Origin of the sequence: Actinopolymorpha rutila, assembly GCF_013407855.1 — a bacterium.
Classification (GTDB): Bacteria; Actinomycetota; Actinomycetes; order Propionibacteriales; family Actinopolymorphaceae; genus Actinopolymorpha; species Actinopolymorpha rutila.
Genome location: NZ_JACBZH010000001.1, coordinates 3,609,263 through 3,620,366, shown reverse-complemented (window position 1 = coordinate 3,620,366; position 11,104 = coordinate 3,609,263). Strand labels below are relative to the sequence as shown.

Annotated in this window: 9 protein-coding genes and 4 tRNA genes; 4 read left to right on the top strand and 9 right to left on the bottom strand. The window is 71.8% G+C overall.

Annotated elements, in window-relative coordinates:
• Positions 1 to 19: 19 nt before the first annotated feature.
• Entirely contained in the window at positions 20 to 1,699 is a 1,680-nt protein-coding gene (locus F4554_RS16205; RefSeq protein WP_179788144.1) for an acyl-CoA dehydrogenase family protein, read from the bottom strand.
• Positions 1,700 to 1,717: 18 nt separating this feature from the next.
• Between F4554_RS16205 and F4554_RS16200 the strand changes: the two genes are divergently transcribed.
• The gene (locus F4554_RS16200; protein WP_179788143.1) at positions 1,718 to 2,821 is read left to right on the top strand and encodes a YihY/virulence factor BrkB family protein; all 1,104 of its coding nucleotides are present in this window, start codon (positions 1,718 to 1,720) and stop codon (positions 2,819 to 2,821) included.
• Here F4554_RS16200 and F4554_RS16195 read toward each other — a convergent pair.
• From F4554_RS16195 to F4554_RS16165, 7 genes are all read right to left on the bottom strand, one after another.
• Positions 2,803 to 4,101, bottom strand: a complete 1,299-nt coding sequence (locus F4554_RS16195; protein WP_425546750.1) for an ArsB/NhaD family transporter — start codon at positions 4,099 to 4,101, stop codon at positions 2,803 to 2,805. The genes F4554_RS16200 and F4554_RS16195 overlap by 19 nt on opposite strands.
• Positions 4,098 to 5,735 (bottom strand): potassium/proton antiporter, encoded by a 1,638-nt coding sequence (locus tag F4554_RS16190; protein ID WP_179788142.1) that lies wholly within the window; start codon positions 5,733 to 5,735, stop codon positions 4,098 to 4,100. Before F4554_RS16190 ends, F4554_RS16195 begins: the two co-directional genes overlap by 4 nt.
• 288 nt (positions 5,736 to 6,023) lie before the next feature.
• Positions 6,024 to 6,392: a hypothetical protein gene (locus tag F4554_RS16185; RefSeq protein ID WP_179788141.1), complete on the bottom strand. Its 369-nt coding sequence runs from the start codon at positions 6,390 to 6,392 to the stop codon at positions 6,024 to 6,026.
• A gap of 290 nt (positions 6,393 to 6,682) precedes the next feature.
• A tRNA-Val gene (locus F4554_RS16180) sits at positions 6,683 to 6,754 on the bottom strand.
• Between the two features lie 16 nt (positions 6,755 to 6,770).
• Positions 6,771 to 6,844: transfer RNA gene (locus F4554_RS16175), tRNA-Cys, on the bottom strand.
• Between the two features lie 56 nt (positions 6,845 to 6,900).
• Positions 6,901 to 6,973: transfer RNA gene (locus F4554_RS16170), tRNA-Gly, on the bottom strand.
• A gap of 58 nt (positions 6,974 to 7,031) precedes the next feature.
• On the bottom strand, positions 7,032 to 8,054 hold the full coding sequence (locus tag F4554_RS16165) for a CapA family protein (RefSeq protein ID WP_179788140.1): 1,023 nt from the start codon (positions 8,052 to 8,054) through the stop codon (positions 7,032 to 7,034).
• Between the two features lie 326 nt (positions 8,055 to 8,380).
• Between F4554_RS16165 and F4554_RS16160 the strand changes: the two genes are divergently transcribed.
• A complete protein-coding gene (locus tag F4554_RS16160; protein WP_179788139.1) occupies positions 8,381 to 9,202 on the top strand; it encodes an aminotransferase class IV in 822 nt (273 codons plus the stop codon).
• Positions 9,203 to 9,376: 174 nt separating this feature from the next.
• Here F4554_RS16160 and F4554_RS16155 read toward each other — a convergent pair whose 3' ends face one another.
• Positions 9,377 to 9,814, bottom strand: a complete 438-nt coding sequence (locus tag F4554_RS16155) for an SsgA family sporulation/cell division regulator (RefSeq protein WP_092655164.1) — start codon at positions 9,812 to 9,814, stop codon at positions 9,377 to 9,379.
• A gap of 301 nt (positions 9,815 to 10,115) precedes the next feature.
• On the opposite strand from F4554_RS16155, the gene F4554_RS16150 reads away from it, so the two are divergent.
• Positions 10,116 to 10,793, top strand: a complete 678-nt coding sequence (locus F4554_RS16150; RefSeq protein ID WP_202889312.1) for a TIGR02611 family protein — start codon at positions 10,116 to 10,118, stop codon at positions 10,791 to 10,793.
• Positions 10,794 to 10,840: 47 nt separating this feature from the next.
• Positions 10,841 to 10,912, top strand: a tRNA-Val gene (locus tag F4554_RS16145).
• Positions 10,913 to 11,104 lie beyond the last annotated feature (192 nt).

Below are 11,104 nucleotides of genomic sequence, written 5' to 3'. Positions count from 1 at the left end.
CCGGATCGAGCCGGGAACTCTAGAGACCGTCCCGGCCGGGCAGCGGGGCGGGCGCGGCCCGGTCGATGATCGCCGCCGCGTCGGTACCGCGGGGGAGTGTGCCGAACGTCACACACCCGCCCGGTCCGAGCCGGGAGGCGCAGAAGGCGTCCGCCACCTCGGCCGGGGCGTACCGCACGAGCAGTGCGCCCTGGAACACGACCGCGATGCGCTCGGCCAGCCGGCGGGCCGAGTACTCCGGTTCGGACAGGTCCGCGAGCGAGGTCAGCAGGTCCTCCACCGCGTGGTCCAGGCGCGGGTCGGCGCCGCGGGCGGGCGCTATCTCGCCCAGCCAGGCGGTCAGCGCGTCGGGTTCGCGGCGCAGCGCGCGGAGCACGTCGAGCGCCTGGACCGAGCCCGCGCCCTCCCAGACGGAGTTCAGCGGGGACTCCCGAAACAGCATCGGCATGCCGGACTCCTCGACGTACCCGTTGCCGCCGAGGCACTCCAGCGCCTCCGCGGCCACCGACGGGGCGCGCTTGCACACGTAGTACTTCGCCGCGGGCAGCGCGATCCGCAACAGCGCCCGCTCGCCGGGGTCCGCCTCCGCCGCGTCGGTCGCCGCTGCCAGCCGCATCGCCAGCGTGGTCGCGGCCTCCTGTTCCACTGCCAGGTCGGCGAGCACGTTCGCCATCGCCGGCTGGTCGGCGAGCGAGCTGCCGAACGCCCGCCGGTGGGCGGCGTGCCAGCTCGCCTCGCCGACCGCGCGGCGCATCAGGGCGGCCGAGCCGAGTACGCAGTCCAGCCGGGTGGCGTTCACCATCGCCAGGATCGTCGCGACGCCGCGCCCCTCCGGACCGAGACGGCTAGCGAGGGCGCCCTCGAACTCCACCTCCGCGGAGGCGTTGGACCGGTTGCCGAGCTTGTCCTTCAGCCGGACCAGCCGGACGGCGTTGCGGGTGCCGTCGGGCAGCACCCTCGGCAGGACGAAGCAGGTCAGCCCGCCGGGTGCCTGGGCCAGGACGAGGAACACGTCGCTCATCGGCGCCGAACAGAACCACTTGTGCCCGGTCAGGACGTACTCGCCGTCAGCGCCGCCAGGGTCCGCCACGGTGGTGTTGGAACGTACGTCCGAACCGCCCTGCTTCTCCGTCATCGCCATCCCGGCCAGCGCGCCCCGCTTGCCGGCCGCCGGTCGCAGGCCCGGGTCGTAGGCGGGGGAGGACAGCAACGGCGTCCACGCGGCGGCCAGCGACTCCTCGGCGCGCAGCGCCGGCACCGCGGCGTACGTCATCGACACCGGGCAGCCGTGCCCGGCCTCGGCCTGGCTCCACAGGTAGAAGCCGGCCGCCCGGGCCAGGTGCGGGGTGGCCTCGCCGCTGGTCCAGGGCGCCCCGTGCAGCCCCCATCCCACCGCCCGGCCGAGCAGATGGTGCCAGGACGGGTGGAACTCCACCTCGTCGGCGCGTTCGCCGTAGCGGTCGTGGGTGACCAGGCGCGGCGGGTGCCGGTGGGCGTCGAACGCCCACTCCCGGGCCTGCTCCGACCCGGCCAGCGCACCGATCTCGGCGAGCCGCCCACCGGCGGCGGCCAGGCCGGGGCGGCCCCAGCGGGCCAGCGCCTCGTCCAGCGCGAGGTCGGCGGCGAGCGCGTCGTGCGGCGCCAGCGGCGGCGGCTGGTTGGACACCGTGTGGGTGGCGAACCGGCCCCTTGGGTTCATGTCGTTACGGTATGCCTCATGAGGGCCGGACCCGTGGGGGCGCGAAACGTGGTCAGGATCCGCCGCCGGGTCCGCCGCACGCTCGCGTGGCGCCTGGTCCGGGGGACGATCGCGACCTGCCTGCGCTACCGCGTCACCGGCCTGGCGGCGGAGGGCGCGTTCTTCGCCATCCTGTCCCTTCCGCCCCTGGTCTTCGGGCTCGCCGGTTCCGTCGGCTATGTCGTGGGCGGCTTCGGTCCGGACGCCATCAACGACGTCAAGGGCCAGCTGATCAACATCGCCCGCGGCGCCCTCACCGAGGACAGCGTCCAGCGGGTGATCGTCCCCACCTTGAACGCCGTCCTCGACCGCGGCCGCGCCGACGTGATCTCCATCGGGTTCGTGCTCGCCCTGTGGTCGGGCTCGCGGGCGCTGAACGTCCTCATCGACACGATCACGATCATGTACGGCTTCGGTGGCCGGCGCGGCATCGTCCGGACCAGGGTGCTGTCGTTCTCGATGTACGTCGTGGCCCTGGCCATCGGCATCGTGGTCATCCCGCTCGCGCTGGCCGGTCCGACCCTGGTCGACTCGATCCTCCCGTCGCGGCTGCAGTTCCTGGTCTCGTTGTACTGGCCGGTCGTGGTGGTGGCCTCGACCGGGTTCCTCGCCACGCTCTACCACCTGGCGCTGCCGGAGCGGACTCCCTGGCGGCACGACTTCGGCGGCGCCGCGGTGGCCATGGTGATGTGGCTGGCCGGTGGCTGGATGCTGCGCACCACCCTCACCCAGACCATCGGCGGCACCTCGATCTACGGTCCGCTGGCCGCACCGATCGTGGTGTTGCTGTGGTTGTACGTCGTGGTGATCTCGCTGCTGGTCGGCGCGGCGTTCAACGCGAATCTGCACGCCCATCTGGGACGCCGGGCCGAGGCCCGCCGCCGGGTGGCGGACGGGGCGGAGGCGCCGCGGGGGGCGTCTCCGCACCCGACCGAGGTGCTGCCCGGCGTGACCGTCGGGGAGCACCCACTGGAGGCGCGCAGCCCCGGCGACGCGCCCGACGGCGTGTCGGGCGACGGCGTGTCGGGCGACGCCCCGGGCGACCGGGCCGGCGACGTGCACCATCAGCCCAGGGCGAAGTAGCGCAGCCAGACGTAGGGCCAGGCCAGCGTCACCGTCACCACGGTGACGATCGCGCCGTACTTCGTGAACTCCCAGAAGCTGATGCGTTCGCCGTTGCGGGCGGCGATACCGAGGACCACGACGTTGGCGCTGGCCGCGACCGCGGTCGCGTTGCCGCCGAGGTCGGCGCCGAGTGCGAACGCCCACCACAGTGCCGTGCCCTGCTCGGGGTTCGGCGCCGCCTCCACCACGCCCTGCACGATCGGCACCATGGTCGCGACGTACGGGATGTTGTCCACGAACGCGCCGAGGACCGCCGAGCCGAACAGCAGCGCGGTCCCCGCGAGGAGGTACTCACCGCCGACCGCGGAGATCGCCGCCTCGCCCAGTCGTTCGATCACACCGGTCCGCACCAGCCCGCCGACCAGCACGAACAGCCCCATGAAGAACACCAGCGTGGACCACTCCACCTCCTCCAGGAACTGCTGGGAGGACGTCCCGGACACCAGCACCATCACCCCGGCGCCGAGCAGCGCGACGATGGACGGCTCCAGGTGGAGTACGGAGTGCAGCGCGAACGCCACCACCACCGCGGACAGCACGACGAGGCACCGGAGGAGCATCTTCGGGTCGGTGATCGCCTCCCGCTCGTCGAGGTCCATCAGGTCCTCGGTGTGCTGGGGCCGGCGGCGGAGGGTGTCCCTGAACAGCCACCGGCACATCAGCAGGAACACACCTACCAGCACGACCACGATCGGTGCGAGGTTGAACAGGAAGTCGTTGAACGACAGGCCGGCGCGGGTGCCGATGATGATGTTCGGCGGGTCGCCGATGAGCGTTGCGGTGCCGGCGATGTTGGAGGCCAAGGCCTCCGCGATGAGGTACGGCGCGATCGGGAGGCCGAGCCGCCGGCAGACCAGCACCGTGACCGGAGCGATCAGCAGCACCGTGGTCACGTTGTCCAGGAACGGCGACAGCGCCGCGGTGATCAGGACGAGCATGACCATCAGCCGGTACGGCCGCCCCAGTGCCCGCTTGGCCGCCCAGATCGCGAGGTACTGGAACAGCCCGGTCTGTTTGAGGATGCTGACGATGATCATCATCCCGAGCAGCAGGAAGATGACGTTCCACTCCACGCCGGTCTCCTCGGCGAAGAACGCGGAGTGGGCGTCGACGATGCCGGCCAGCGCCATCAGGCCGGCGCCGGCCAGCGCGGCCGTGACCCGGTGCACCTTCTCGGTGGCGATGAACACGTAGGCGATGACGAAGATGCCTACGGCGAGCACTGCTGTCAGGGTCATGAGATGTCCGTCCTGGTTCGCGGGCGGAGGGTTCGCGGGCGGAGGGTTCGCGGGCGGATCCGGTGCACGAGGCGCCGGGACTTCGAGGTCGGCCGAGAGTTGGCCGCCGAGTCGGCTGCCGAGTTGGCCGCCGGTGGTGGGTCGTCGCCGTGTTCGCCGAACCATCGGGCGAGCCGCCCGGCCCGGCCCACGGCACGCAGCCGGCGTTCGGTCTGCCGGCGCGCGCTCTCCGTGGTGACCACCAGCAGCTGGTCCCCGGCGCGGACGACGGTGTGGCCGGTGGGCACGAACGCCCTGCCGTCGCGGACGACGAGGCTGACCGCTGCACCGGCCGGCAGCCGGAGCTCGTCCACGTAGACACCGACGAGGCGGGACCCGGGCGGTACGCCGACCTGGAGCAGTTCGGCGTGCGCCTCCTCCAGCGGGGCCGACTCCACGGTCAGGTCCAGGGCCTGCCCGGCGGAGCTGATCCCCAGCCTGCGGGCGAGGAACGGCAGCGTCGGCCCCTGGACGAGGGTGAAGACGACCACCAGGACGAACACGACGTCGAAGACCGTGGTGGCCGCGGGCAGGCCCGCGCTCAGCGGGATGGTGGCCACCACGATCGGTACCGCGCCCCGCAGTCCGGCCCAGGACATGAACACCTGTTCACGCCACGGCACCCCGAACCCGGTCGCGCAGACGAGCACGGTCAACGGCCGGGCCAGCAGCAGCAGTGCGCCGCCGACGACGAGTGCCGGCACCAGGGCGGCAGCCAGCCGCTCCGGGCTGACCAGCAGCCCGAGCAGGACGAACAGCCCGATCTGGGCCAGCCAGGCGGTGCCCTCGGCGAACCCCAGGGTGGCCCGCCGGTGGGGCAGTGGTGCGTTGCCGAGCCACAACCCGGTGACGTACGCCGCGAGCAGCCCGCTGGCGTTGACCATCCCGGCGCCGGCGTAGGCGAGCAGCGCCATGGCGAGGGTCGCGATCGGATACAGCCCGGCGGCCGGCAGTGCGCTCCGGGACAGCACCCACTGGGCGACCCGGCCGACGACCAGGCCGACAAGGACGCCGACGACCAGCTGGTAGCCCACCCGGCCGAGTGCGGTGACCGGGTTGGCCCGCGTCCAGGCGTCGGAGACCACCAGCGTCACCAGGATGACCACCGGCGGGTCGTTGAACCCGGACTCGGCCTCCAGGGTCGCGCCGAGCCGGCCCGGCAGCGGCAGCCGGCGGAGTACGGAGAACACCGCGGCCGCGTCGGTGGAGCCGACCGCGGCGGCGAGCAGGATCGACGTACGCCAGTCGAAGTTCAGGGCCGCGTGGGCGACGAACGCGGTGATGGCCACGCTGATCCCCACGCCCAGCGTGGCCAGCAGCGCGCTGACCCCGACGACCGGCCGGATCACCGACCAGCGGGTGGTGAGCCCGCCCTCGGCGAGGATCACCGCGAGCGCGATCAGGCCGAGGTTCTGGGTGAGCTGGGCGTCCTCGAACTCCAGGCCGAGGCCGGCTTCGCCGATCACCAGCCCGATCGCGAGGTAGACCAGCAGCGTGGGCAGGCCTGCTTTCACCGACAGCCGGACGGCGGCCGTGGCGGCGAGCAGGACGAGCATGGCGCCCGCGAGGACGACGTTGAGCTCAGCGGCGCTCACGGCGACCTCCGCGAGAGTCGCGGCGGTCTCGTGGGATTCGGCAGGCCCGGTGGGCGCTGACGTGGGAGCGTCGACGGTCGGGTGTCGTGGGTGGGGACGGTGGGGTCACGGCGCGGTGGTCGTGGCGGGAAACCACGAACGTGCATGTGTCGGCGCGAAGCCTGCTGACAGGCCGGCCGGGGTGCGCAGCCACGCCGTGTACCGCGTACGAGCGGTTCACGGGTCGGACCTCCGGATGGTTCGCACGCGCCGGGCGTGCGGAGAACTCAGGCGGACGGAGTCGGCTCGTCAGACCTGCGGAGGTGCGCGGCTCGGGTGGTGGTCGGTGTGGGCGGAGTGCACCCGCCGGGTCGCCCCGGACAGGGGTGCGGTCGCGACGGTGGCGCCGAGCGTCGGCGCCTGGTCGGGGAGGGTGGAGTTGAGTCCGTGGACCCAGGAGACCAGTGGTGCCCCGGCGACCACGGCGTCGGGTCGCTCGCCCCGGTCGGGCGCCGGTGCCGCGGACGCGATGGTGTGCTTACCGGTGGCGGCTCTGGCGACTCCCGGATCGGCGGCAGGGGCGCGGGTGTCGGCCGCGACGGAGGCGTGTACCGGTGGGGCGTGGCCGGCAAGGGGTTCCGGGCCGGTCAGCAGGCCCCCGAACAGCACGGCCAGCACGCTCAGAAGGAGGAGGGCGGACGGTGCCGGAGCTCGTCGACGTTGGGCACGGCCCGTTCGAGCGGCGGGGAAGGCAGCGGCGGGGGAGGGACGCATGGTGCGGCACCTCCTCCGCTCGCTTTACCGTCCCTTTACCTTACTGGTCGTGGCAAGCCTGACCGGGCGCCGGTCGAGTAGCCGGTCGGTAGCCAGGGGTGGTCCCACGGAGGAACAGGTGATCGGCCGGGACAAGCACGTGCCGGAGAAGCGAAAGGCCCCGCCGAAGCGGGGCCCGAACTGCGCATACGGGGTGGGCGATACTGGGATTGAACCAGTGACCTCTACCGTGTCAAGGTAGCGCTCTCCCACTGAGCTAATCGCCCGCATGGTGCGAGGGTTTGGAGGTGGAGACGGGATTTGAACCCGTGTACACGGCTTTGCAGGCCGTTGCCTCGCCTCTCGGCCACTCCACCAACGGCGCGCCGTCCTGCCGACCTGGATGAAAACCCAAGCCACCAGGCCCGCTCCGAGCGGACGACGGGATTCGAACCCGCGACCCTCACCTTGGCAAGGTGATGCGCTACCAGCTGCGCTACGTCCGCGTGTGCTTCGAGCTGTTTCCTCGACGCGCAGAGAACATTATCGGATCCCTCGCCAGGCTCAAACCGGGGGTGTCCCTATCCGTCCCAAACCGGTGCAGCCGGTCAGATCCGCGAACTCCCGACGGAGGCGTTCAGCCTGGTCACCGGCGGTGAATCGGGGCAGCCCGTCGGCGCCGACCCGGCCCGGAGTCCAGCGGGCTTCCCGCACCGAGCGCCCCTGCACGGTCAGGGTGAGGACGCCCGTCGTCGACTCGCGCCGGCTGTTCCGGGAGTACCACACGAAGTTGCCCAGGCCGTACGCCACGAACGTGTCGTCCAGCGTCCCCGCCCCCAGCTGGATGTGCGCGTGGCTGCCCACCACGATGTCGGCTCCGGCACCGGCCAGCTGCCGGGCAAGTTCGCGCTGGTCAGACGTGGGACAACCCACCCGCTCCTGGCCCCAGTGGAGGTAGACCACCACGAGGTCCGCCGTACGCCGGGCCGCTCGCACGGCGGCCAGCAGGCGCGCCGGCCGGATGGCGACCGCGATCCCGGCGCTGTCGTCATCCGCGGCGAAGTGCCGGGTGGTGGGATCCGGAACGGCGTCCGCGCCGATCACCGCGACCGTCGTACCCCGGATCCGTGCGACGTGCGGAGCGAACGCCTGGTCGGCGTCGGATCCGATGCCGACCACCGCCACCGGGGCGTGCGCCGCCGCGGCGAGGGTGTCCCGCAGCCCGACCGGCCCGTAGTCGACGGCGTGGTTGTTGGCCATGGTCACCACGTCGATCCCGGCGGCGGCCACCGCGGCGAAGGCGCTCGACGGCGCCCGGAACCGGTAGCGCTTGGCCTCCGGTGCGCCACGGGTGGTGACCGCCGTCTCCAGGTTGGCGACCGTGAGGTCGGCGGCGGACAACTCCGGGCGCAGGGGAGCCAGCGCGGTCCCCGGGTTCGCCAGCCGCGACCTGAGCTGGTTCTGGAAGTGGATGTCGCCGGCGAACGCCAACGTGATCGGCTCCGGCGCGTGCGGCTCGAACCGTGGCGCCGGGATGCTTCCACCACGCGGGGTGGCGGTCGGAGTGGGGGTGGTCCCGGGGGTCACCGTCGAAGCCGGCCAGTCCGTCCCGTCCGAGGCCCTTTCCGAGCCTCTGTCCGAGGCTCTGTCCGAGGCCCCCGCGGGGCCGGCCGGTCGGCTCGGGTCGACGCCCGGCGGTGCGGCACACCCCGCCCCTAGGGCGAGCGCCCCCGCGGCGACGTACGACAAGAACATCTTCGCCCGGGCAGAAATCAGCCGCCCGGACCCCCCATGGCCCTCCATGCTCGGAGGGTAGGTGTCCGAAGGTGCCCGTCCAGGGCTCTAGGCTGGCCATGCTGACCATCAGCGGCGCAGGTCAGGACGAAAGTCGCAGAAAGGGACGCGTGGGCGGAATGAGAGTTTGGGTCGACGACCGGCTCGTCGAGGATCCGTACGCGCCCGCGCTGGCGCCGCTCGACCACGGCATCACTGTCGGCGACGGCGTGTTCGAGACGCTCAAGGTCGTCGGCGGCCGGCCGTTCGCGCTGACCAGGCATCTGGACCGCCTGGCCCGCTCCGCGCACGGCCTCGGCCTCACCGGGCTCGACCCGGCCGCGGTGCGCCGTGGGGTGTCGGCCGTCCTGGAAGCGTGGGACCGGCCCGACGGCCGGCTGCGCATCACCGTCACCGGCGGACCCGCACCGCTCGGGTCCGAACGCGGTGACCAGGGACTGACCGTGATGGTGGCGATCGCAGAGCTACCGGCGCGGCCCGAGTCCACCCCCCTGGCCACCGTGCCGTGGCCGCGCAACGAGCGGGGCGCCCTGGCCGGGCTGAAGACGACGTCGTACGCGGAGAACGTCGTCGCCCTCGCCCACGCCCGCGAGCACGGCGCGACGGAGGCGCTGTTCGCCAACACCGTCGGCAACGTGTGCGAGGGGACGGGCTCGAACCTGTTCGTCGTACTCGGCGGCGAGGTCTACACCCCGCCGCTGTCGGCGGGCTGCCTGGCCGGAGTGACCCGAGCGCTGGTGCTGGAGTGGTGCGGTGGGTACGAGAAAGACCTGCCGATGAGCGCGCTGGAGGAGGCCGAGGAGCTCTTCCTCACCTCGACGACCCGCGACGTGCAGGCGGTGAACTCACTGGACGGGCGGAAGCTCACCGCTCCAGGTCCGGTGACCGCGAGGGTGATGGCGGAGTTCGCGCGAGCGGCGGCCGACCGGATCGATCCCTGACCGGAGCGGTTCGCGCGAGGAGACGATCCGCAGCCGCACCGATGACAGGCCATGACATGCCGGCACGCCATGACACACGGTGAGGCCCTGACCGTGCCGAGTTGACGTACGCAACGTCGGATCGACCCCGGACCACCCGGAAGGTGGGCCGGGGTCGATCCGCACGTAGCCTGGCTAGACCGCCGGGCCGGAGCTGCGGCGAAGCTCCTCGACCAGCAGGTCGAGGTCGACGTGCCCGCTCTCCTCACCCGGAGGAATGATCGAGTACGTGCTCTGCAGGAAGGTCGCGAGACCGTCCGCCGGAGCATGGAGCACCGCCTCCCCGTCGGGGGAGCGAAGCTCGATGAGCACGATGGCGCGACCGGTCTCGTCCACGAGGGGCGAGACGTGCACGTCACCGTCACCGGTGGGCCGGAACAGTCCTTCGGACAGGAGTTCCCTGGCGAAGACCCAACGGACTCCGCGGGGTTCGCCAGTGTGAAACACCGCGTCGACGGCATACGGGTCGGCGGCGTCGTATCGGAGCTCTGCGGTCAGCCGCAGCGCGGCTCCCGTTCCGTCGATGAGGCGGAGCGGCAGCGCGTGCGTGACCGAAGCGGGGAGTGCATCCATCGGGGGGCGGGGGCCTTTCCGTGGGTGGTGCGGGACCGGCGGTAGGGCCATAGCGCGAGAGTCTGCTACTCCAAAGTCCCTTGCATCAAACCGGGGAGGTTGGTGCGTCCCGGTCTGGTCGAATTCGCCCCTGCAAACTTCTCAGCATGCGAGACGAGATCGCGGTTTTCCCTTCGCCAGAAGGGGGTCGGACCTCACGGTAGGCTCTGCGGCTATACCACTGGCAGCGGGGGCATTGTGTCTCCGGGCCCCGCGCTCAAACCATAACGGACGAAGCGCGGAGAACCACGCAGGAGGATTCGTGAGCGCCTACCGACACACCGACCACGACGAGCACGTGGCCGATGGCCGGCAGGCCGTCGCGCCTCCGCGACCTGACCGGCACAGCGTGGACGACGGCGGCGCCAACGCTTCCGAAAGCGACACGCCGCGCGGGTCGGACGTTCGGGGATCGGCCGACCAAGGCGACCGCGCCGACCATGAACGACAGGACGGGCATCGGGGCGGACAGCAGGACGAGCACGACGACGAGCAACGGGACGAGCACGACGACGAGGACAAGAAGAAACACCGGCCCTGGCGCCGGATCCAGTGGCACCACCATGCGCGCCGCAGCATCCGCCGCCACCCCACGCTCAACGCCACCTGGCGCGGCGGAGTCTTCGTGGTCGGCGTGCTGCTCATCGTCGCCGGGCTCGTCATGTTCGTCGCGCCCGGTCCCGGCTGGCTGACGGTCATCCTCGGACTCGCGGTGCTGGCCACCGAGTTCGCGTGGGCGCACCGGACTCTGGAGTGGTCGAAGGACAAGGCGCGCGCGGCGGGTGAGAAGGCGATGGATCCGAAGGCCCGCAGGCGCAACCTCCTGATCGGCGCGGTCGTGGTGGTGCTTGTCGTCGCCGCGGCGGCTGCGTGGGTGGTGACCCAGGGATGGCCCGGCCCGGTCGTGTCCGCCTGGGAGTGGGTCCGGTCGTTGCGGTAGACGGCGATGCGCTAGGGTTTCTGTCGCCCCGCTCGGGGTGTGCAGACGGGCGATTAGCTCAGCGGGAGAGCGCTTCGTTCACACCGAAGAGGTCACTGGTTCGATCCCAGTATCGCCCACCGAAAGCACAGCAGATCGAGAGCTCGTCACCGACGTCGGTGACGAGCTCTCGTTGTTTGGTCGTGCCCAGTCCTCGCTTCTCCTCGTACACGTACACGTACACGTGCACACGGCTCCTGCACGTCACGGGTCGCGTCACTGCCCGAACCGTTCGTGACTGACAACCACGAACGGTCGGCGTCGAGGTGAGT

Coding starts and splice junctions, on each gene's coding strand:
- F4554_RS16200 (WP_179788143.1), top strand. CDS start 1,718: ATGAGGGCCGGACCCGTGGGGGCGCGAAACGTGGTCAGGATCCGCCGC.
- F4554_RS16155 (WP_092655164.1), bottom strand. CDS start 9,814: ATGGATGCACTCCCCGCTTCGGTCACGCACGCGCTGCCGCTCCGCCTC.
- F4554_RS16195 (WP_425546750.1), bottom strand. CDS start 4,101: ATGACCCTGACAGCAGTGCTCGCCGTAGGCATCTTCGTCATCGCCTAC.
- F4554_RS16160 (WP_179788139.1), top strand. CDS start 8,381: ATGAGAGTTTGGGTCGACGACCGGCTCGTCGAGGATCCGTACGCGCCC.
- F4554_RS16205 (WP_179788144.1), bottom strand. CDS start 1,699: ATGAACCCAAGGGGCCGGTTCGCCACCCACACGGTGTCCAACCAGCCG.